The organism is Streptomyces sp. NPDC059166, from assembly GCF_042755185.1.
GTDB lineage: Bacteria > Actinomycetota > Actinomycetes > Streptomycetales > Streptomycetaceae > Streptomyces.
The window spans coordinates 23,090-45,195 of the sequence record NZ_JBHZCI010000006.1 but is presented as its reverse complement, the minus strand read 5'-3'; the positions used below and the strand labels follow the sequence as shown (position 1 = coordinate 45,195).

Annotated in this window: 17 protein-coding genes; 12 read left to right on the top strand and 5 right to left on the bottom strand. The window is 72.1% G+C overall.

Annotated features, from left to right (window positions below):
- The first annotated feature begins 227 nt into the window (after positions 1 to 227).
- The 7 genes from ACFXOA_RS06420 (at position 228) to ACFXOA_RS06390 (ending at position 7,794) form a co-directional block, all read left to right on the top strand.
- Positions 228 to 1,046, top strand: a complete 819-nt coding sequence (locus tag ACFXOA_RS06420) for an arylamine N-acetyltransferase (protein ID WP_385023227.1) — start codon at positions 228 to 230, stop codon at positions 1,044 to 1,046.
- A 306-nt stretch (positions 1,047 to 1,352) separates the two neighbouring features.
- Positions 1,353 to 2,564 carry a pyridoxal phosphate-dependent aminotransferase gene (locus ACFXOA_RS06415; RefSeq protein ID WP_385023225.1) on the top strand — a complete coding sequence of 404 codons (1,212 nt, stop codon included), beginning with the start codon at positions 1,353 to 1,355 and terminating at the stop codon, positions 2,562 to 2,564.
- Positions 2,565 to 2,671: 107 nt separating this feature from the next.
- A complete protein-coding gene (locus ACFXOA_RS06410; RefSeq protein WP_385023223.1) occupies positions 2,672 to 3,067 on the top strand; it encodes a hypothetical protein in 396 nt (131 codons plus the stop codon).
- Between the two features lie 129 nt (positions 3,068 to 3,196).
- A complete protein-coding gene (locus ACFXOA_RS06405) occupies positions 3,197 to 4,318 on the top strand; it encodes a hypothetical protein (RefSeq protein WP_385023221.1) in 1,122 nt (373 codons plus the stop codon).
- Between the two features lie 29 nt (positions 4,319 to 4,347).
- Positions 4,348 to 5,568: a toxic anion resistance protein gene (locus tag ACFXOA_RS06400; RefSeq protein WP_385023219.1), complete on the top strand. Its 1,221-nt coding sequence runs from the start codon at positions 4,348 to 4,350 to the stop codon at positions 5,566 to 5,568.
- On the top strand, positions 5,565 to 7,190 hold the full coding sequence (locus tag ACFXOA_RS06395) for a substrate-binding domain-containing protein (RefSeq protein ID WP_385023217.1): 1,626 nt from the start codon (positions 5,565 to 5,567) through the stop codon (positions 7,188 to 7,190). The genes ACFXOA_RS06400 and ACFXOA_RS06395 overlap by 4 nt, the downstream gene beginning before the upstream one ends.
- Complete coding sequence (locus ACFXOA_RS06390; RefSeq protein WP_385023215.1) at positions 7,177 to 7,794, top strand: hypothetical protein; 618 nt, start codon at positions 7,177 to 7,179, stop codon at positions 7,792 to 7,794. Before ACFXOA_RS06395 ends, ACFXOA_RS06390 begins: the two co-directional genes overlap by 14 nt.
- A 238-nt stretch (positions 7,795 to 8,032) precedes the next feature.
- On the opposite strand, the gene ACFXOA_RS06385 is transcribed toward ACFXOA_RS06390, so the two are convergent.
- Positions 8,033 to 9,859, bottom strand: a complete 1,827-nt coding sequence (locus ACFXOA_RS06385; protein WP_385023213.1) for a phosphoenolpyruvate carboxykinase (GTP) — start codon at positions 9,857 to 9,859, stop codon at positions 8,033 to 8,035.
- Positions 9,860 to 10,066: 207 nt separating this feature from the next.
- Between ACFXOA_RS06385 and ACFXOA_RS06380 the strand changes: the two genes are divergently transcribed.
- On the top strand, positions 10,067 to 10,750 hold the full coding sequence (locus tag ACFXOA_RS06380; protein WP_362673416.1) for a hemolysin III family protein: 684 nt from the start codon (positions 10,067 to 10,069) through the stop codon (positions 10,748 to 10,750).
- A gap of 53 nt (positions 10,751 to 10,803) precedes the next feature.
- Here the strand turns inward: ACFXOA_RS06380 and ACFXOA_RS06375 are convergent, their stop codons facing one another.
- A complete protein-coding gene (locus ACFXOA_RS06375; RefSeq protein WP_385023211.1) occupies positions 10,804 to 12,822 on the bottom strand; it encodes a thioredoxin domain-containing protein in 2,019 nt (672 codons plus the stop codon).
- A 172-nt stretch (positions 12,823 to 12,994) separates the two neighbouring features.
- Here ACFXOA_RS06375 and ACFXOA_RS06370 point away from each other — a divergent pair, with 172 nt between their 5' ends.
- Both ACFXOA_RS06370 and ACFXOA_RS06365 read left to right on the top strand, forming a co-directional pair.
- A complete protein-coding gene (locus ACFXOA_RS06370) occupies positions 12,995 to 13,561 on the top strand; it encodes a Uma2 family endonuclease (RefSeq protein ID WP_385023209.1) in 567 nt (188 codons plus the stop codon).
- A 489-nt stretch (positions 13,562 to 14,050) separates the two neighbouring features.
- Positions 14,051 to 15,967, top strand: a complete 1,917-nt coding sequence (locus tag ACFXOA_RS06365; RefSeq protein ID WP_385023207.1) for a rhamnogalacturonan lyase — start codon at positions 14,051 to 14,053, stop codon at positions 15,965 to 15,967.
- A 34-nt stretch (positions 15,968 to 16,001) separates the two neighbouring features.
- Here ACFXOA_RS06365 and ACFXOA_RS06360 read toward each other — a convergent pair whose 3' ends face one another.
- Entirely contained in the window at positions 16,002 to 17,651 is a 1,650-nt protein-coding gene (locus ACFXOA_RS06360) for an FAD-dependent oxidoreductase (RefSeq protein WP_385023205.1), read from the bottom strand.
- 200 nt (positions 17,652 to 17,851) lie between these two features.
- On the opposite strand from ACFXOA_RS06360, the gene ACFXOA_RS06355 reads away from it, so the two are divergent.
- Positions 17,852 to 19,267, top strand: coding sequence for an MFS transporter (locus ACFXOA_RS06355; RefSeq protein ID WP_385023203.1), 1,416 nt, complete (start codon positions 17,852 to 17,854; stop codon positions 19,265 to 19,267).
- Positions 19,268 to 19,382: 115 nt separating this feature from the next.
- Here the strand turns inward: ACFXOA_RS06355 and ACFXOA_RS06350 are convergent, their stop codons facing one another.
- Entirely contained in the window at positions 19,383 to 20,312 is a 930-nt protein-coding gene (locus ACFXOA_RS06350; RefSeq protein ID WP_385023201.1) for an EamA family transporter, read from the bottom strand.
- Positions 20,309 to 21,127, bottom strand: coding sequence for an SDR family NAD(P)-dependent oxidoreductase (locus tag ACFXOA_RS06345; RefSeq protein ID WP_385023199.1), 819 nt, complete (start codon positions 21,125 to 21,127; stop codon positions 20,309 to 20,311). The genes ACFXOA_RS06350 and ACFXOA_RS06345 overlap by 4 nt, the downstream gene beginning before the upstream one ends.
- A gap of 139 nt (positions 21,128 to 21,266) precedes the next feature.
- Here ACFXOA_RS06345 and ACFXOA_RS06340 point away from each other — a divergent pair, with 139 nt between their 5' ends.
- Positions 21,267 to 21,842 (top strand): TetR/AcrR family transcriptional regulator, encoded by a 576-nt coding sequence (locus ACFXOA_RS06340; RefSeq protein ID WP_385023197.1) that lies wholly within the window; start codon positions 21,267 to 21,269, stop codon positions 21,840 to 21,842.
- Positions 21,843 to 22,106 lie beyond the last annotated feature (264 nt).

Below are 22,106 nucleotides of genomic sequence, written 5' to 3'. Positions count from 1 at the left end.
GTTGCCCGGACGACGAGTTCCGGCCATTTCACGGTCTCGGACGTGTGGATGTTATGAACACCACACAGGCAAGTCAATGCAACGTACGCACATGTCAACGGAGTTGAACACTCCGCACCGGGTGGAGCACTCGGCTCCGCCACACCTGGCGCGCACACGGGAGCATCCTCGTCCCGGCGCCGCCACAGGGGCGGCGATCCGGCGGACCGCCTGCGTAGGGTCGGGGTATGACACTCGACCTCGACGCGTACTTCGCCCGCATCGGCCGGCCGGTGGAGGCGGACCCGCGCCCCACCGTGGAGGTGCTGCGGTCCGTGCACCGCGCCCACATGCTGGGCATCCCGTTCGAGAACCTGGAACCGGTCCTGGAGGGCGCTCCGTCCCTCGAGCTCGGGGACCTGGAGAAGAAGATGGTCCGCGGCGGGCGGGGCGGTTACTGCTACGAGCACAACACCCTGCTGGCCGCCGCCCTGACGCAGCTCGGTTTCCGGGTCACCCTGCTCGCCGGCCGGGTCGTGGTGGGCGCCGCACCCGGTGACATCAGGCCACGCACGCACATGCTGCTGCGGGTGGACGTCGAGGGCGAGGCCACCCCGTGGATCGCGGACGTGGGCTTCGGTTCGCACGGTGCGCTGCTGGAGCCGATCCCCCTGGTGGTGGACGCCGAGCTGCTGGACACCCCGCGCCGCCACCGGCTGGTGCACGCCCCGCACGACGGGCCGCTGGAGCTGTGGGAGCTCCAGGCCGACAAGAGCGGTTACTGGGAGCCGCAGTACGAGTTCACGCTGGAGCCCTTCGAGGCCCCGGACTACGACGTCATCAACTGGCACATCGCGACGAATCCGCGCTCGCCCTTCCGGCAGGCGGTGTACGTCCAGCGCACCCTGCCGGGCCGGCACCTGGCCCTGTCGGGGCGGACGCTGACCGAGACCGCGGACGACGGCACGGTCCGGGAGCGGGAGCTGGCCGGTTCCGAGGAGGTGCTGCGGGTGCTGGCCGAGGACTTCGGCGTCCGCCTTCCCGAGGGCACGGTCCTGCCGGACTGACGGGGCCCCGACGGCCGGTCCGGGTGACCGCGCGGGACGCTCGGAGCGGCGGTGCCGATCGCGTTCGAGAGGTCCCGCGCGGGGCGCGCGTGCCGGGTGTACGCCCCCCGCGTGGCGCATCTCACCCGGTCCGGGCGGGACGCCCGCATTCCAAGCCCCGGCGCCGCCCGGACCGGCCGTTCCCACGGTCCGCGGCCGGGGCGGCATGGCGATGGAAGACCCGCCGGGCCTCCGCGCGCCCCCGGAGGGAGCAACGGGCGGCCGACCCGGGGGCACCGCGCGAAACACGGCCGTAAGCTCGCGGACATGCAGGTCATCCAGTCCACAAAGCTCGCCGGCGTCTGTTACGAAATCCGCGGCCCCGTCCTCGAGGAAGCGATGCGGCTGGAAGCCGCAGGTCATCGCATCCTCAAGCTGAACACGGGAAACCCGGCGGCCTTCGGTTTCGAATGCCCGCCGGAGATCCTCGAGGACATCCTGCGCAACCTCTCCGGCGCACACGGGTACGGCGACGCCAAGGGGCTGCTCTCCGCGCGCCGCGCGGTGATGCAGCACTACCAGACCAAGGGGATCGACCTCGACGTCGAGGACGTCTACCTCGGCAACGGCGTCTCCGAGCTGATCCAGATGTCGATGCAGGCGCTGCTCGACGACGGCGACGAGGTCCTCGTGCCCGCCCCCGACTACCCGCTGTGGACGGCGTCGGTCTCGCTGGCCGGCGGTACGGCCGTGCACTACCGGTGCGACGAGCAGGCCGACTGGATGCCGGACCTCGCGGACATCGAGCGGAAGATCACCGACCGCACCAAGGCGATCGTGATCATCAACCCGAACAACCCGACCGGCGCGGTCTACGACGACGAGATGCTGCGGGGGCTGACGGAGATCGCCCGCCGCCACAACCTGGTCGTCTGCTCCGACGAGATCTACGACCGGATCCTCTACGACGGCGCGACGCACACCCCGACCGCCGCCATCGCCCCGGACCTGATGGTGCTCACCTTCAACGGTCTCTCCAAGAACTACCGGATCGCCGGTTACCGGTCCGGCTGGATGGCGGTCTGCGGCCCGAAGGCGCACGCCTCGTCGTACATCGAGGGCCTGACGGTGCTGGCGAACATGCGGCTGTGCGCCAACATGCCCGCGCAGCACGCGGTGGCCACGGCGCTCGGCGGACGGCAGTCGATCAACGAGCTGGTGCTGCCGGGCGGGCGGATCCTGGAGCAGCGCGACGTGGCGTACGACCTGCTGACGCAGATCCCCGGCGTGACGTGCGTGAAGCCGAAGGGGGCGCTGTACCTCTTCCCCCGGCTCGACCCGAAGGTCTTCAAGATCAAGGACGACCGGCAGATGGTCCTCGACCTGCTCCGGGCCGAGAAGATCATGGTGGTGCAGGGGACGGGCTTCAACTGGCCCGACCCCGATCACTTCCGGGTGGTCACCCTGCCTCCGGTCCAGGACCTGACCGACGCGGTGACCCGTATCGGGAACTTCCTCGACGGCTACAGCCAGCCCTGACCGGCGACGGTCGCAGCCGGCCCCGATCGGCACAGGATCCGGATTCGACGCAACTTTAGACACAATCCAAGATAGGATGGGCTTACTGCATCATCAGGAGGCCCCCCATGTACGAGCCGATCCGCACCAAGTCGGTCCACACATCGGCCGACGACGCCGACTTCCCGCACCGCAGCCGTGAGGACGAGCTGGACATCCAGCTCGCCGGCCACCTCTCGGCCCTGCTCGCCGTCACGGACGAACTGGGCCTCACCGCCCAGGGCGACCGCATCGCCGAGCAGGTGGCCAGACTGCGTTCCGCCCCGCCCGCCCGGCACGCCGGACGCAGCGATGCGCCCGCCGCCGCCCTGCACCGCCGTGCCCACACGCTCGCCGGCCGGGCCCTCGTGGTGGCCGCGTCCCGCGCCGACACCGCCGTGGCGATCCTGGCGGCGGAGGCCATGGACACCCACACCGCCGCACTGGCCGCCGCCGCTCCGGCCGCTCTGGTCGGCGCCCCCTGACGGCCCCGGCCGGAGGGCCGCCGGGGCCCTCCGACCGGGCGCCCACGGCCCTCCCGGCGGGGAACGTCCCGCTCCGTTGCGTACTGGGATCGGCACTTCACCTCCCGTACACCCGGCACAGCCCGGAATGTGGGTTTCCGCGAGCACGCTGCCCGCGTGAAACGCATCGTGGGAATCGTCCTGGCGGTCCTGTTGATCGGCGGAGTGGCAGCGGCCGTCGTGGCGGGCCGTGACAGCGAGGACACCGGCACGGCTACGAGGACCGTGCGTGGAGTGATCGGTTCGGAGAAGGCGGAGTTCTTCGCCGACCCCGACGTGGTGAAGGCGCTCGCCGCACAGGGCCTCACCGTGAAGACGGAGACGTCCGGCTCCTGGGCCATGGACCAACTCCCCCTGAAGGGATACGACTTCGCCTTCCCCAGCTCCAAGGCCCCGGCCGACGAGCTGAGAGCGGTCACGAAGTCGACCGGCACCCCGCTGCGCCCCTTCTACTCGCCCCTGGTGGTCGTCGCCCACCGCGCCGCCGCGCAGGTCCTCGCCGGCAACGGGCTCGCCGCCCTGGAACCGGCGAGCGGGGGCAGGCCCGCCGGGCGCGGACGGCTGCTCATGGGCCCCTACCTGAAGGCGGCCGGGGAAGACCGCACCTGGCAGCAGCTGCACGGCGCCGACCGCCACCCCGAGCTCGCCGGCACGGTCTTCGTGACCAGCACCGACCCCGTCTCCTCCAACTCGGGCGCCCTGTTCCTCGCCGCCGCGAGCTACGCGGCCGACGGCGGCCGGGTGGCCTCCGACGAGGCGGCCGTCACCCGGACCGCGCCCCTCATGCGCAAGCTCGTACAGGTCCAGGGCGCCCAGCAGACCAGCAGCGACGCACCGTTCCGCGACTTCATCAGCGGGGTGGGCAACCCGCTCGTCCTGGTCTACGAGTCGCAGGTGGCGTCCCTGCTGCTGCAGAAGCAGGACAGCGGTGACCTCGTCGTGCTCTACCCGGACACCACCGTCTCCAGCGACCACACCGTCGTCCCGCTCACCGCTCAGGGCAGGGAGCTGGGCGAGCTGCTCTCCACCGACCCGCGTCTGCGCGAGCTGGCCGTACGCCACGGCTTCCGCCCCCAGGGCGCCGCCGCCGAATTCGTCACGGCCACCGCACCCCACACCGCCTTCATCGACCAGCGGCTCACCGGAGTACGCCAGGCACCCGTGCCCACCGCCGAGGTGCTGCGCTCGATGGCCCGCCGGGCCCACGGCTGACCCGCCACCACACCCCAGGAGACCTCAGCATGAGCAGTACGGGCACACCCCCGCTCACCCCACCGGAACCGGAGCCCCCGCACCTCGTCCTCACCCCGCCCGAGCCCGTCGCGCCCGTACGCACGGAACAGGCCGCGGGCCTCGTCCCCGTGGACGGGGCGGTGCGCACGGAGATGACCCGCAGAGCCACCGAGTACGTCGCCGGACTCGCCGGACTCGACACCCGGTCACCGGAGTTCAGCACCCGTATCGGCGAGATCGCCTCCCTCGGGCAGGGCGACATCAGGGCGGCCGCCCAGCAGTCGAACCGCATGCTCGACCGGACCGTACGGTCGCTCACCGCCGGGGCCTCGGGGCAGGGTGATGCCCAGCAGCGGGTCGGCTCCTCCCTCCTCGAACTGCGGCGCACGGTCGAGGACCTCGATCCCCGTGACACACCGGCCAAGGGCGCCCGCAAGCTGCTCTCCCGGCTGCCCGGCGGCAACAGACTGCGCGACCACGTGGCCGCCTACGCCTCCTCCCGGTCGACGCTCGACCGGATCGTGGGCGCCCTGCGCTCCGGCCAGGACGAGCTGCGCCGCGACAACGCCGGGCTGCACACCGAACGCACCAGGCTCTGGGAGACCATGGGCAAGCTCCAGGAGTACGTGGTGCTGACCGAGGCCCTCGACGAGGCGGTCGCCCGTCGCGTCGCCGAGACCGAGGCCACCGCCCCCGACCGCGCGGACGCCCTGCGGGCCGACGTCCTCTTCCCCGTACGGCAGAAGCACCAGGACCTGCTCACCCAACTCGCCGTGTGCGCCCAGGGATACCTCGCCATGGACGTGGTGCGGCGCAACAACGAGGAGCTGATCAAGGGCGTCGACCGCGCCGCCACCACCACCGTCTCGGCCCTGCGGATCGCCGTGATGCTGGCCTCGGCGCTGGAGAGCCAGCGCAAGGTGACCGAGCAGGTCCAGGTCCTGCGCTCCACCACGGAGGACCTGATCCGGGGCAACGCCGAGATGCTGGCCGGACAGAGCGGTGAGATCCAGCGGATCGCGGCGGACCCGGCGGTGAGCGCCGAGACCCTGCGTACGGCCTTCCAGCAGATCTACCGGACACTCGACGCCATCGACACCTACAAGGCGCAGGCGACGGAGTCCATGGCGGCGACCGTGGAGTCACTGACCTCGGAACTCCGGCAGGCCGGCGGCTACCTGGAGCGCTCCAGGTCCGCCGGACTGCTCGAGAGCGGCGGCACCGGATGAGCCCCGCACCCCGGACCCGGCTCCGCCGCCTGCGCCGCCGGCTGGCCCGGACCGTGGCGTCGCTGCTCGCGGCGGCCGTGCTCGTCCCCGCCGCGGCCTGCTCGAACCCCTCCACGGACGGCCCCGACGGGGCGGACGACGACCGCCCCCGCCCCGGCACCATCCGGGTGCTGGCCTCCAGCGAACTCTCCGACCTGCGTCCGCTGCTGGAGGAGACGAGGAAGGCCACCGGGATCACCGTGCGGCCCACCTGGACGGGAACCCTCGACGCGGTGGAGCTGATCGCCTCGGGCCGGGCCGAAGGGCGGTTCGACGCCGTGTGGCTGTCCTCCGGCGACTACCTGCGTCTGCATCCGGACGCCGCGCGGCGGGTCACCTCGCAGACGCCCCTCATGGTGTCCCCGGTCGCCGTCGGCATCCGCCCCGAGGCGATGCGCCGGCTCGGCTGGAAGCCCGGCACGGTGACCTGGGCGGGGATGCACCGCGCGGTCACCGAGGGGAAACTGACGTACGGAATGACCGACCCCTCGCGCTCCAACTCCGGTTTCTCCGCGCTGATCTCGGTGGCCTCCGCGCTGTCCGGCGCGCAGGCGGCGCTCACCGACGCCGATGTCCGCGCCGCGTCACCGAAGCTGAAGGAGTTCTTCGCCGGCCAGCGGCTGACCTCGGGCTCCTCCGGCTGGCTGGCCACCGCGTACGCCCGGCGGGGTGACGTCGACGCCCTGATCAACTACGAGTCCGTACTGCACTCCCTCAACCGCGACAGCGGCACCGGGCTCACCGTGGTCCGCCCGCGCGACGGCGTGGTCACCGCCGACTACCCGCTCGGGCTCCTCTCCGGCGCCTCACCGGACGCCCGGGACTCGGTGCGCGCCCTCACCGCGCACTTCCGCACGCCGGCCGTCCAGCGGCGGCTGACCGAGGACACCTACCGCAGACCGGTGGTCGCCTCCGTGCGCCCCGCCCCGCCGCTGGACACAGAACCCCGGCGCGAACTCCCCTTCCCCGGGACCAGATCCGTGGCCGACGGCCTGCTCGCCGGATACGAGAACGAACTGCGCCGCCCCTCCCGCACGGTGTACGTCCTGGACACCTCCGGGTCCATGAAGGGCGAACGGCTGCGGCGGCTCAAGACCGCCCTCGACGGGCTGACCGGGGACTTCAGGGAACGGGAGGAGGTCACCCTGCTGCCCTTCGGCACCTCCGTGAAGCGGGCGACCACACACACGGTCGACCCCGCCCACCCCGAAGCCGGGCTGGAGGCCATCAGGGCCGACACCGCCTCGCTGACGGCGAGCGGGAAGACGGCGGTCTACTCGAGCCTGAAGGACGCCTACGGCCGGATCGGCACGGACACCGAGTCCGTGTTCACCTCGATCGTGCTGATGACGGACGGCCAGAACACGACGGGCGACAGCGCGGCCGAGTTCGCCGCGTTCTACCGGGCACTGCCCGCCGCCCGGCGTACCACCCCGGTCTTCCCCATCGTGTTCGGCGACTCCGACCGCTCGGAGCTCGACCGCGTCGCGGATCTGACCGGTGGGCGGCTCTTCGACGCGACGAAGGACGAGGGGCCCGGTTCGCTGGACGCGGCGTTCGAGGAGATCCGTGGCTACCAGTAGTCCCGCCGGCCGGATCCTGGCCTACCTGGAGTCCGCCAAGAACCTCACCGGAAGCGCGTGCGGCCTGGCCGGCCTGGCGCTCACCTTCACCGGGCTCGCGGGGGCGTACTGGCCCGTGGTGGTCGCCGGCCTGTACGGGGCGGGCGCGCTGATCGCCCCGCCGTCCCGGCCCTCCGTACCCGGCTTCCCGGACGCCTCGTCCCGCCTGGAGGCGCTGCGGGCCGACTTCACGCTGCTGCGGGAGTACCTGGACGAGGTGGACCTGCCTCCGGCGGCTGCCGGACGGCTGGTCGAACTGACCGGGCTGCTGGAGGGTCTGCTGGCGCCCGGCTGGGTGTCCGAGGCGCTCGCCGCGGACCCGGAGGGCGTCCACGCCCTGTCACGCGCGGTCCACCAGGACATCCCCGAGTCCGTCGACACGTTCGTACGCACCCGCTGGTGGACGCGGATGACCCCGGGCAGCGAGCCGCCGGAACGGCACCTGGAGCGCCAGCTGGAACTCCTGCACCGGGAGGCGGAGCAACTGGCCACCGGCCTGCGGGAGGCGGAGGCGAGACGCCAGCAGACACACACCCGCTACCTGGAGGACCGGGGAGGTCACTGAACCCCGGGCGCGGAGAGGAAGGCGCGGCCCCGGTTGTGAAGATCGAGTGCCCAAGTCGTCCGCGCCTCATGGACATTCGCGACGACGCGGGGTGCGGACTGTTCGGAGCGGCTCTCCTGGAGTGGTGCGGCACCCGGAACCATGAGGGGGCTCCGGGTGCCGTGCCGCGGGCGGCCGCCGACCCCACAGGTCAGGGCGGATGTCATGGCGGCCCGGCGCCCGCGGGGATCTGGAGGGGTCAGCCCAGGCGCTGGACCAGCGCGCGGTACTCGTCCCACAGTTCCTTCGGTGTGTGGTCGCCGAAGGTGTTCAGGTGCTCGGGGATCAGCGCGGCCTCCTCGCGCCAGACCTCCTTGTCCACGGTGAGCAGGAAGTCCAGGTCGGACTCCGAGAGGTCCAGGCCGGCGGTGTCGATGGACCCCTTGGCCGGCAGGACGCCGATCGGCGTCTCGACGCCCTCGGCCTTGCCCTCCAGCCGCTCGACGATCCACTTGAGGACGCGGCTGTTCTCACCGAAGCCGGGCCAGACGAACTTGCCCGCGTCGTTCTTGCGGAACCAGTTCACGTAGTAGATCTTCGGGAGCTTCGACTGGTCCGCCTTGTCGGCGCCGACCTCGACCCAGTGCTTCATGTAGTCGCCCATGTTGTAGCCGCAGAACGGCAGCATGGCGAACGGGTCGCGGCGCAGCTCGCCGACCTTGCCCTCGGCGGCGGCGGTCTTCTCGGAGGCGACGTTCGCTCCAAGGAAGACGCCGTGCTGCCAGTTGAAGGACTCGGTGACCAGCGGGACGGCCGAGGCGCGGCGGCCGCCGAAGAGGATGGCCGAGATCGGCACGCCCTTGGGGTCCTCCCACTCGGGCGCGATGGTCGGGCACTGGCCGGCGGGGACGGTGAAGCGGGCGTTTGGGTGGGCGGCCGGCGTCCCGGATTCCGGGGTCCAGTCGTTGCCCTTCCAGTCCGTGAGGTGTGCGGGTGTCTCCTCGGTCATGCCCTCCCACCAGACGTCGCCGTCGTTGGTGAGTGCCACGTTGGTGAAGACGGAGTTGCCCCACAGGGTCTTCATGGCGTTGGCGTTGGTGTGCTCGCCGGTGCCGGGGGCGACTCCGAAGAACCCGGCCTCCGGGTTGATGGCGTACAGCCGGCCGTCCTCGCCGAACCGCATCCAGGCGATGTCGTCACCGATGGTCTCGACCGTCCAGCCGGAGATCGTGGGCTCCAGCATGGCCAGGTTGGTCTTGCCGCAGGCACTCGGGAACGCGGCGGCGACGTACTTCGACTCCCCGCGCGGCGGCGTCAGTTTCAGGACGAGCATGTGCTCGGCGAGCCAGCCCTCGTCGCGCGCCATGACCGAGGCGATGCGCAGCGCGTAGCACTTCTTGCCGAGCAGGGCGTTGCCGCCGTAGCCGGAGCCGAAGGACCAGATCTCGCGGTCCTCGGGGAAGTGCGAGATGTACTTGGTGGAGTTGCAGGGCCACGGCACGTCGGCCTCGCCTTCGGCGAGGGGGGCGCCCAGCGTGTGGACGGCCTTGACGAAGAACCCGTCGGTGCCGAGCTCGTCCAGGACCGCCTGGCCCATGCGCGTCATGGTCCGCATGGAGACGGCGACGTACGCGGAGTCGGTGATCTCCACGCCGATCGCGGAGAGCGGCGAGCCGACGGGGCCCATGCAGAACGGGACGACGTACATGGTGCGGCCGCGCATGGAGCCGTGGAAGACGCCGTTCTCGCCGGCGAAGACCTCCCGCATCTCGGCGGGCGCCTTCCAGTGGTTCGTCGGGCCGGCGTCCTCCTCCTTCTCGGAGCAGATGAAGGTGCGGTCCTCGACGCGGGCGACGTCGCTCGGGTCGGAGGCGGCGTAGTAGGAGTTGGGGCGCTTGACAGGGTCGAGCTTCGTGAAGGTGCCCTTGGCGACGAGCTCCTCGCACAGGCGCTCGTACTCGGCCTCCGAGCCGTCGCACCAGACCACGCGGTCAGGCTGCGTGAGGGCGGCGATCTCGTCCACCCAGGAGACGAGCTCCTGGTGCCGAGTGGGGACAGTGAGGGGAGCCGCGATGTCTCGCGCCACGATCGCTCCTTGTGAAGAGGGTGTGTTGTCCGGCCCCGTGGGGGCTGCGACCCGGATGCTGACCCCTTCGTTCCCTCCAGGCGCTCATCCGGTGCCGACCGCACTCATTTGATCCTCCGACCATCTTGCCCATATGTCCAGGGGGCCGCACACGTGAGCATCGCCACTCGGATCGGTTACCTACGGAAGCGTAGGTAGCATGCGGATATGACTTCTGAGACAGCCGCGTCCGGACCTGTCGAGCTCACCGACCCCGTGCCGGTCAAGCCACGGATGCGCGGCTGGCTGCACGCCGGCATGTTCCCCGCGGTGGTCATCGCCGGGATCACGCTGATCGCCCTGACGGACAGCACCCGGGCACGGATCGCCTGCGCCGTCTACATACTCAGCGCCTGCCTGCTCTTCGGGGTGAGCGCGGTCTACCACCGGGGCACCTGGGGGCCGCGCGGCGAGGCGGTGCTGCGCCGGCTCGACCACGCGAACATCTTCCTGATCATCGCGGGCACCTACACCCCGCTGACCCTCCTGCTGCTGCCGGAGTCCACGAGCCAGCCGCTCATGTGGGCGGTCTGGGGTGCCGCGGCGGCGGGCATCGCCTTCCGGGTGTTCTGGGTCGGCGCCCCGCGCTGGCTCTACACCCCGTGCTACATCGCCATGGGCTGGGCGGCGGTGTTCTTCCTGCCGGACTTCATGCGCGCCGGGGGCATCGCGGTGCTGGTCCTGGTCGTCGTCGGCGGCCTGCTCTACAGCGCCGGGGGTGTCATCTACGGCCTGAAGCGCCCGAACCCCTCACCGCGCCTCTTCGGCTTCCACGAGGTGTTCCACTCGCTGACCCTCGCGGCGTTCATCGTGCACTACGTGGGCATCTCGCTGGTCGCCTACCAGCACTGAAGCCCCGGAACGCGTGCGGGCCGCCCCTTCGGAGGGGCGGCCCGCAGCCGTTCTCAGCCGCCGAGCTTCGCGGCCAGCTCCACCGGGTCCACCGTGGGCGCGTCGCACACGAAGTGCCGGCAGACGTACGCCGTGGGCTCGCCGCCGGCCGGCGGCCGGTCCACCAGCAGCGGGAACTCCGTACCGGCGTCGGCCGTCTCCCCGGCCGCGACGACCGCGCCCGGGGCGCGCCCCAGCAACGCCGTCCGGTGCAGTTCCCCGCCCACCGGCCCGACCACGGCGACCTCGCGGGGCCCGTCCAGCAGCGCCTCGGCGACCGCCAGCCCCCAGCCGATGAACCGCGGTGCCTTCGGCCCGAGCGCGCCAACGATCCCGAGGGCGCCCTCCGCCGCCGTACGGTGGGCCTCCGAGCCGGTGTGCGCGGCGTAGGAGAGCAGCGCCCCGGCGGCGGCCGTCCAGCCGGCCGGGGTCGCGCTGTCGGTGGGGTCCTGCGGCCGCCGGATCAGCTGCTCGGCGTCGTCGGCGGTGTCGTACAGCTGTCCGCCCTCGCCGGTGAAGCGCTCCAGCACGATGTCCAGCAGGAAGCCCGCGAACTCCAGCCAGGCGCCCTCGCCGGTGACCGAGGCCAGTGCGAGGAACCCCTCGGCGACGTCGCCGTAGTCCTCCAGGACCCCGTGGTTGTCGCCCGCGACGCCGTCCTTCGAGGTGCGGCAGAGCCGGGCGGTGTCGCCCATGTGCACCCGCACCACCAGGTCGGCGGCCTCGGTGGCCCGCTCGACGAGGTCCGGCCGGTCGAAGTACGCCCCGGTCTCGGCGAGCGCGGCGATCGCGAGCCCGTTCCACGCGGCGACGATCTTGTCGTCGCGCTCGGGGCGCACCCGCTCCTCACGCGCGGCCAGCAGCCTCGCCCGTACGTCGGCGACCCGCGCCGGGTCCTCATCCGCCGTTCCCGTCAGCCGCAGTACGGAGGATCCCTCCTCGAAGGTTCCCTCCTCGGTCACCCCGAAGTAGGCGGCGGCGAACGCGCCGTCCTCCTCGCCCAGCACCTCGCGCAGCTGGGCGGGGGTCCAGACGTAGAACGCGCCCTCGACGTGCTTGCCGGTGGCGTCGGCGCTGTCCGCGTCGAGCGCGGAGGCGTAGCCGCCCTCGGCGGTCCGCAGCTCACGCACCATGAAGTCGGCGGTCTCCAGAGCGACCCTGCGGGCCAGGCCGGAGCCGGTGGCCCGCCAGAGGTGGGCGTAGACCCGGCAGAGCAGGGCGTTATCGTAGAGCATCTTCTCGAAGTGCGGGACCACCCACTCCCGGTCCACCGAGTAGCGGGCGAACCCGCCGCCGAGCTGGTCGTAGATCCCGCCGCGCGCCATGGCGGCGCAGCTGTCGGCGGCCATCTGCAGGGCGCCTTCGGCGCCGGTGCGGGCATGGTGGCGCAGCAGGAACTCGATGACCATGGACGGTGGGAACTTCGGCGCCCCGCCGAAGCCGCCGTGCTTCTCGTCGTAGTCCCGGGTGAGCCCGAGCAGCGCCTGCGCCAGCTCCTGCTCGCCGGGGAGCCCTCCCCCCTCGACGGCCAGCGACCGTCCCGCGAGATCGCGGACGATACGCCCGGCCACCTCGGCGACCTCCTCGCGGCGGTCCCCCCATGCGGCCGTGACCCCTTCGAGGACCTGGTGGAACGAGGGCATGCCGTGGCGGGGCTCGGGCGGGAAGTAGGTGCCGAAGTAGAACGGCTCACGCTCGGGCGTGAGGAAGACGGTCATCGGCCAGCCGCCCTGGCCGGTGGCGGCCTGAACGGCCTCCATGTAGACGGCGTCGACGTCGGGCCGTTCCTCGCGGTCGACCTTCACCGGCACGAAGTGGGCGTTGAGGTAGCCGGCGAGCTCCGGGTCCTCGAAGGACTCGTGCGCCATGACGTGGCACCAGTGGCAGGAGGCGTATCCGACGCTGAGCAGCACCGGAACGTTCCGCCTTCTGGCCTCCTCGAACGCCTCGGGCGACCACGGCCACCAGTCGACGGGGTTGTCGGCGTGCTGGAGCAGGTACGGGGAGGTGGTCTGCGCAAGTCGGTTGGCCATGCGCCCCATCCTCGCGCACCCGTATCCGCGACGCGGCTGCGCCACGGTGCGCGGTGCGAACGGGCAGGTGGCACGGGTGGGCACTGCTGATACCGGGCGGCGCGGCATCGGCGAACAGTAGGCTGGCTCCAGCAGCACCGGGACTGCTGAGGCTCCTCGAAGGAGGTACACCATGACCACCGAGATGGTGGCGCCCGCGTGGATGCATTCGCAGATCAGCGCGGAGCAGTACGACTCCTGGTCCGAGGAGCAGTGCGCCGGCATCGAGATCGTGGACGGGATGGTCGTCGTGAGCCCGAGCGCCTCCAAGCGCCACAACCGGCTGGCCCGCATCCTGGCCAACGCCCTGGACGCAGCCGCGGGCCCGGACTGGAACGCGGACACGGACTTCGACGTCCGCCTGCAGGACGTTCCCCTCACCAACCGGCGTCCGGACGTCATCGTCTACCGGTCGGAAACGATCGACCTCACGCCTACCCGCCCCGAGCACGTACTCCTGGTCGTCGAGGTGGTGTCGCCCGGCTCGGAGACCACGGACCGGATCGTGAAGGTGGACCAGTACGCCAAGGCGGGGATCCCCTTCTACTGGCGGATCGAGCAGGCAGCCACCGGTGTCCCGATCATCTATACGTACGTCCTCGACCCTGCCACCAAGGCCTACCGGGACGGCGAGGTGTTCACCGGAACCGTGAAGGCCGCCGCCCCCTTCTCCATCACGGTGGATCTCGGGGACATGTAGAGAACGGAAAAGTCGCCGCGCACAGCGCTGCCGCGCGAAAGCGAGTCCGGCCCGGCAGAGGGGAAGCCTTGGCGCCACCACTTGCGAGCGTCGGCGGCAGATCCACTGCCCTGTGCCGGCAAGGGTGAACCGGTTCCAGGGCGGAGCCGCCGCCTGTCTGCCCGGCAGTGGGCGTTCGACGGCGACAGGCTGACCTGGCAGCGGTGAATACCGGCCCGCAGCATCAGCAAGCCCAGAGGGAGCGTCTGCTGTCCGGGCTGCACCCCCGCCGGAGACCGACGATCGCCACCCCGATCACCGGCAGCCCGAACGCGGCCCGCCGCACCGGCACCAGTTCAAGCGGCGGCCCCGGAACCACAGCGGCAGGACCGGTCACCGGACCTGCCGCAGCCGTCCGCCCGCCATCTCGATGTCGGCAACCTCGGGGGCGCCCGCGGCGACCCAGAGGACGTCAGATCCTCTCCCCACCCCCCGACAAGAGGTCGCCCGATGTCCCGATTCCCTCGCCGCCCCCACTCCGCCAAGCTCGCCGGTGCGCTTCTCGCCGTGGCGCTCGCCGCGACCGGCGGTGTCATCCAGCAGACCGCGGGCGCCGCCGAGGGCGCGCCTGCCCTGTCCAGCGACAGTGCCGTACGCGCGCTTGCCGCCGCACGTGTCGCGGAGCGACTGGACCGGGGACCGGTCGCCGTGCCCGCGAGCGGCGGAATCCTGGTCACCTGGCGGATGCTCGGTGACGACCCTTCCGACGTCTCCTTCAAGCTGTACCGGGGCTCCACGCTGATCTCCACGACGACGAAGACCAACTTCTTCGACACCGGCGGCAGTTCCTCGGCCACGTACGAGATCCGGGCGATCGTGGACGGAGTCGAGCAGCCGGGTGAGAAGGCGACCGTCTGGTCCGCGGGCCGACGCGACATCCCGCTGCAGAAGCCGGCGGGCGGGACGACCCGTGACGGGGTCGCGTACACCTACGCGGCCAACGACGCCTCGGCGGCCGACCTGGACGGCGACGGCCGGTACGAGCTCGTGCTCAAGTGGGTGCCGTCGAACGCCACCGACGTCGCCAACTCCGGTACCTGCACCGGCCCGACCCTCTTCGACGCCTACGAGCTCGACGGTACCCGGCTCTGGCGGGTGAACCTCGGCACCAACATTCGCAGCGGCTCGCACTACGACTCGTTCCAGGTGTACGACTACGACGGCGACGGCAGGGCCGAGATGGCCGTCCGCACCTCGGACGGCTCGAAGGACTCCGCGGGCGCGGTCATCGGCAGCGCGACCGCCTCGCACCTCGCCGACAACTGCGCGGTGCTCAGCGGCCCCGAGTTCCTGTCGGTGTTCGACGGCAGGACCGGCCGGGTCATGGACTCGGTGCCCTTCGAGCCGGCGCGCGGTTCCGTGGCCGACTGGGGCGACACCTGGGGCAACCGTGAGGGGCGGCTGCTGTCCGCCACCGCCTACGTCAACGGCTCCACACCCAGCATGATCTTCAGCCGCGGGATCTACGAGCGGATCGCGATCGCCGCGTGGGACTGGAACGGGACCGATCTGGTCCGCCGCTGGAAGTTCGACACCAACGCGTCGACGAACTACGGCAAGGGCTACGACCAGCAGGGCAACCACAACCTGGCCGTGGCCGATGTGGACGCGGACGGCCGCGACGAGGTCGTCTACGGCGCGATGGCGGTGGACGACAACGGCAGCGGTCTGTGGACCACGAAGCTCGGACACGGTGACGCCCTGCACGTCGGGGACCTGAACCCGGCACGTCCGGGGCTGGAGTCGTTCAACGTCCACGAACACACCGACTCGGCCTACGGTTTCGAGATGCACGACGCGCGGACCGGCCAGATCCTGTGGGGCGCGAAGACCGGCACCGATGTCGGGCGGGGCATCTGCGCCGACCTGACCAACGCCTACGCGGGCGCCGAGTGCTGGTCGAGCGGCGGCGGGCTGTACGCCGCCGACGGCAGGGCCATCAGCAGCGCCGTCCCGACGTTCGGCGGCGCCGCCTCGTACAACTCGGCGATCTGGTGGGACGGCGACGCCAACCGTGAGCTGCTGGACCACCGCTGGTCGGGTACGGCGGGCTCCGGCTACGGGCAGGTCCTCAAGTACACCGGCTCCACCGAGCTCAGCCGCATCTGGTACGACCAGGCCGCCCGCTCCGACAACTGGACCAAGGGCAACCCGACGCTCTCCGCCGACCTGCTCGGCGACTGGCGCGAGGAGATGATCTGGCGCAACGAGGACTCCACCGCGCTGCGCCTCTACACCACCCCGTACCCGACCGAGTTCCGGTTGCCCACCCTGATGAGTGACCCGGTCTACCGGCTGGGTGTCGCCTCGCAGAACACCGGCTACAACCAGCCGCCGCAGGTCAGCTACTACCTCGGCACGAAGTAGTACGCCGGGAACGGACAAGCACCGCCGCCCCCGGTCACCCCGCGCGTCGCGTCGCGCGCAGGACGACGTCGTGGACGTGGTGGGTGCTGGCCGCGCCGGCGGGCCGTTCCCGGGTGTCGTGGGTCTCCACCTGCCAGGTGCCGGGCTCGGCGGCGAGGGCGGCGGCGATCTCGTCGACGCCGACGAACGCCTCGGGGTCGTACATCCGGGTCTCGGTGGCCACGTCCACCGGATCACGCAGGGGGCTCATGTCGTGGTGCACGACCAGGAGCGTGCCGCCGGGGGCGACGGCGGCGAGGAGGCTGCGCAGGCCGCGCCGGTCGGGGGTGCGCTTGAAGGAGCCGTACTGCAGGGAGACCAGGTCGTAGGTCTCGTCGCCGAAGGGTGCGGGGTCGTTGGCGTCGCTGCGTACGAGGGTGACGGCGAGCCCGCGGTGTTCGGCCTCGGCGCGCACCCGGGCGAGGGCGTTGCCGGAGATGTCGGTGGCGGTGACCTTCCAGCCGTGCTCGGCCAGCCAGAGTGCGTCGGCGCCCTCGCCGGTGCCGACGTCGAGCGCCCGGCCCGGCGCCAGGGCTGCGGCCTCGTGGACGAGCGTGCCGTTGGGGTTGCCGCTCCACGCCCGGTCGGGGCCGCCGTAGCGGTGGTCCCAGTCGGCCTCCTCGCCGGAGCGCCGGACCGCGGCGCGCAGGTCCTCGTCGGCGAGGCTGAAGGCGATCATCGCGCCGGTCTGGCTGCCCTGGGCGGCCGAGGGCAGCACCTGCAGGCTCGGGTCGGTGACGTTTCCGGCCGCGTAGATCCCCGGCACGGAGGTCTCGCCGCGCGGATCGACCGCGAGGACGTCGCCGGCACCGGTCGGGTGCGCGGTGGTGGTGAGCCCGGCCCCCGCCAGCATCTCGGCGCGGGCCCGGAACCGCGAGCCGACCACGACGGCGTCGGCCTCCAGCACCCGTCCGTCGCCGAGTTCGACCCCGGACACCTCGCCGTCGGGACCGGTGAGGACCCGGCGGACCTCGGCGCGCTCGACGGTGACTCCGGAGGCGGCGAGCGCGTCGACGGCCGTCCCGTCGACCCCCGTCGGGTCGTGCAGGACCACGGTCAGCCGGTCGGTCAGGTGCCGGAACAGGGGCGTCGGGTGGAGCCCCAGAGGGTTCGTGACGATCTGGACCAGGCGCTGGTCACGTACCTCGAAGCCGTGGCAGAACGGGCAGTGGACCACACCGCGCCCCCACTGCTCGGCGACGCCCTCGATCGCGGGGAGTTCGTCGGTCAGTCCGGTCGCGGCGAGAACGCGGCGGGCCACCAGGGTGTGCCCGCCGGTGAGGTCGAGCCGGAACCTGCCGTCGTCGCGGCGGTGCACGCCCACGACCCGGCCGGTGAGCACCTCCCCGCCGTGGGCGCGCACCTCGGCGCGGCCGATGCCCATCAGCTCGCCGGGGGCGGCTCCCTCGTGCCCCAGGTAGCCGTGCATGTGCGCGGCGGGCGCGTTGCGCGGTGTGCCGTCGTCGACCACGACGACGCCGCGCCGCTGGCGGGAGAGCTGCAGGGCGGCTGCGAGGCCGGCGGCGGAGCCGCCGATCACGGCGACGTCGCAGTGCCGTTCCATGGTGGGGTGATGGCCGTGGCCGGCCTGCTCGGCAGGCTCGGACGGCGCCGGGTGCGGGGTGTGTGCGGAGTGCTCGCTCATGGGAGAGACGCTACAGAGCCGGGCGATTTCCGCAAGGAAACTTGCGGAACCGGCAAGCAGTCGCACGACGGGGCGGCAGCGGATTCGCAATCCGCGTGAGCTGTCGGGGCCGCACCTCGCGGTGGCGCCGCCGCGACGCCCGGGCCGAAAGCGGAATAAGGGGTTCCCTTACGTGCTCCCTACAGCTAACGTCTGTGCTCATGACAGATCAGGGCGTCACGGGGGCTGCTGCGCCCTCTGACACGAAGAACATGTCCGACCCGGCCGGACGGCTCGACCGGCTGCCCGTCGGCCCGTGGCACCGTCGGCTGACCGCGATCGTCGGTGTAGGCGCCTTCTTCGACCTCTACGAGGTGTTCCTCGGCGGGGTGCTCGCCGCCGTGCTCGCCGAGTCCTGGCATCTGTCCGGCACCGAGAAGTCATGGCTCATCGCCTCCGGGTTCCTCGGGATGTTCGTCGGCGCCAATGTGCTGTCCGTACTGGCCGACCGCTTCGGGCGGCGGAAGATGTTCCTGGTCAACCTGGGGCTCTACTCGCTGTTCTCGCTCGCCTGCGCCTTCGCCCAGGACGCCGGCCAGCTGTCCGTGCTCCGCTTCCTCGCGGGGCTCGGCCTGGGCGCCGAACTGGTCCTGGTCGACACGTATCTGGCGGAGTTCCTGCCGCGGAAGGTGCGCGGGCGCTACATCGCCTGGGCCTACACCCTCGGCTTCGTGGGCGTGCCCGTCGCCGCACTGCTCGGCGCCCGGCTCGTCGCGAAGCACGAGCTGTTCGGGATCGACGGCTGGCGCTGGCTGCTCGTGGCGGGCGCGCTCGGCGCCGCCTTCATCCAGGTGCTGCGGACCGGACTCCCGGAGTCGCCGCGCTGGCTGGCCGCGCGCGGGCGCCACGCCGAGGCCGACGCCGTCGTACGGGACATCGAGGAGCGGGCGGGCGCGCGGCCCGGTGTAGTCCCGGCGCCCCGCCCCGAGCCCGCCGCGCCCACCGCACCCGCCGCGCCCACCGCACCCGCCCGGAAGGTGCCGCTCGGGCGCATGTTCAAGGCCCCCTACGCGCGACGCACCGTCATGTGGTGGATCTTCCAGGTGCTCCAGACCGTCGGTTACTACGGCTTCGGCTCACTCGCCCCCGTGGTGCTGCAGGCCAAGGGGCACACGGTCACCGAGTCCCTCTCGTACGCCGCCCTCAGCTACCTCGGCTACCCGGTGGGCTCGGCGCTGTCCGTGCCGCTGATCGACCGGATCGAGCGGCGCACGCTCATCATCGCGTCGGCGCTCGGGATCGCCGCGTTCGGCCTGGTCTTCGGGTTCGCGAACGCGTCCTGGCTGATCGTCGGTTCGGGCTTCCTGCTCACCGTGTGCAGCAACGTCTTCTCGAACGCCTTCCACGTCTACCAGACGGAGATCTTCCCGACGGACCTGCGCTCCAGCGCCATCGGAATCGCGTACTCCCTGTCCCGGCTGACCTCGGTCGTGCTGCCGTTCGTCGCCATCGACGTGCTCGACGACCTGGGCCCCGACGCCGTGTTCGTCGGGTCGGGCGTGCTGATGCTCGTGCTCTGCCTGAACGTGCGCATCCTGGGTCCGCGAACGACGGGGCGGAGCCTGGAGTCGATCTGAGGCTCCCGGCACGGCGCTCACCGGCCGCGCACTGACCCCTGGGGGCCACCTGCGTACCGGGTCCACCGCCGCGCTGCCCGGCCTCGTCGGCACCGGGGTGGCGCCGGGGCCGGGCCTACGGCACCGCGCTGTCCGCACCGGGCCTGCTTCGCCGGCCAGGTGCGCGCGCCGGGGCGGCGGGGCCGGCGGCGGGCCGCCGCAGACCGGCGGCGACACCGGCGGCGACGAGCAGCGCGCCGGCGACGTCCGCGGGGCCCGCACCGCCGAGCCCGAGCACGAGGGTGGTGAGCAGCGCACCGACGGGCACGAGACCGGCGAAGAGGCCGGCGCGGTCGGCGCCGAGTTGCCGCAGCGCGTCGTACCAGAGGAAGAAGGCCGCCGCGGTGACGATCGCGCCCAGATAGACGAAGGCGGCTCCCTCTCCCGGGGTGGGCAGCCTCAGCGAGGCCGCACCGTCCACGACGAGTCCGGCGGCCAGCAGCATCGGTACGGAGAGGGCCGCGGGATAGGCGGCGACCCTCAGGGGGCCGAGCTTCGGCAGCAGCGGCACCGCGAGCAGCGAGAAGGCCACCTCTCCGGCGAGAGCGCCGAGGGACAGCAGGAGTCCTGCGGTGCTGCCGGAGCCGAGGCCGGCGGCGACGGCCGCGCCGAGTGCCACGACGAGCGCGGCGCCGACGGTGCGCGGGGCGGGACGGCGGCCTTCCGCCAACGGCCCGACGAGGGCGAGCACGAGGGGGACGGCTCCGACGACGGTGGCGATCATCGCGGGGCCCGCGTGCCGGGTCGCCTCGACGAGGAAGACGTTGAAGCCGGCCAGCCCGGTGGCGGCCAGGGCGGTCAGCAGCAGGACGTCACGCGCCGTCAGGCGCGCCCGGGGCGGGCGCCGGTGGGCCACGACGGCGAGCAGGATCGCAGCGGCGAGCGCGTAGCGTAAGGCCTGCCCGGCGAAGACGGGGTAGTCGGCGACGGTGGCGGAGACCGCGGTCGAGGTGCCGACGAGCAGCATCGCCGTGGCGGCGCCGGCGGGGGCGGTGGAAGGTCTCATGCCGCACGCCCCGCCTGCGCGGTCGCGCCCTCGGTGGGACCGAGGACCTTGCGGGTGACACGCTCGGCCACCGCCGCGACCAGGGTGCGGGGGCGGCGGGGAGTGAGGTGGGCGCCCAGCGCGTTGCCGAATCCCGGGGCGACGTACCCGCTGTCACGCTCCAGGCCGCGCAGCGCGGCGCGGACGACGGGTTCGGGGGTGTTCATGGCGCCGGTGACGGCCGCCCGCCGGGTGCCGATGGTGTCGAAGAAGGCGGTCTCGACGGGGCCGGGGCACAGGGTCAGCACCCGGATGCCCCGGCGGCGGTACTCCTGGCGCAGGGCGAGGCCGAAGTTGAGCACGAAGGTCTTCGAGGCCCCGTAGACGGCGAAGTAGGGGCTCGGCTGGAAGGCCGCGTTCGAGGCGACGTTGACGACCGCGCCCCCGCCGCGCCGCAGCATGCCGGGCAGCAGCTCATGGGTGAGCCCGACGAGCGCGACGACGTTGACCATCAGCTGGTCGTGGTCCCGGTCCCCGGAGATCTCCTCGAAACGGCCGCACGTCCCGAAGCCCGCGTTGTTGACGAGCAGATCGACGTCCAGACCCCGGCGGTCCAGCTCGCCGGCGACCCGGCGGGCCGCGTCCGGCTCGGCGAGGTCCTGGACGAGCACGTGGGCGCGTACCGCGTGATCGGTGGTCAGCCGCTCGGCGAGGGCCGTCAGCCGCTCACCGGAGCGCGCCACCAGGACCACATCGTGTCCGAGAGCGGCGAGCTGCCTGGCGAACTCCGCGCCGAGCCCGGACGACGCGCCTGTGACGAGGGCGGTGCCGTGCATGACTTCCTCCTCGGGTCAGCAGTAACTGAGACTCAAGGTACCGATAATCCCCAGAACCGCAACAGCAATGTTGCAGTTATTTCCATGACTGCCTCATCGATGTATTGTTTTCGAGAAGGACGAACCGGTCGGAGGTGTGATGGTCGAGTCGACGGCGCGGACGTTGCGAGCGGATGCGGAGCGCAGCGTGCGCGCGATCCTGAAGGCTGCCGAACAGGTGCTCACCGAGGATCCCGGCGCCTCCATGGAACAGATCGCGGCGGCAGCGGGGGTGGCCCGGACGACGGTCCACCGGCGGTTCGCCAGCCGGCAGGCACTGATCGAGGCGCTGACCACGTCGGCCGCCCGCCAGCTCGCCCAGGCCGTGGAGGACGGCAGGCCGGACACCGCGCCACCCCTGGTGGCGATGCACCGGATCACGGCCGGAGTGCTCCAGGTCAAGAGTGCGTGGGCCTTCGCCCTGGAGCTGCCGACGGCCCCGGACAGCGAGGCCGCACTCCTGCAGCGCGACATCGCCCGCCGCTGCGTCACGGTGCTGGAACGCGCCCGGGCCGACGGGCTCATCGCCGAAGGGGCGGACCTCGAGTGGGTGCGGCGTGTCTACTACGCGCTCCTCGGCGAGACCCTGCACGGCGACCGGGACGGCTCCGACCCCGACACCCTCGCCACCCGGATCATCGAGACCCTGCTGCACGGCGCCGGGCCGCGCCCCTGAGACACACCGGCGGAGAACCGCGCCCCCGTACGGCCGGGACGACGGCGGCCTCACCAGCCGCCGGGCCGGCCGCCCCGCTCACGTCCGGCGACGCCCCGCCCGGCGCGGCGACGGCCCGAGGCCTCCGAACGGGCCGCCCCGGGTAGCAGCCTCCCGCGCACGCACGTTGACTGGATCCGCACGTGGGTGACGACGGATCGGAGACATCGTGGCGCGACCGCGCGTGGCTCCGGACCGGTGCACCTGTCCGTCCGTCAGGTGGGC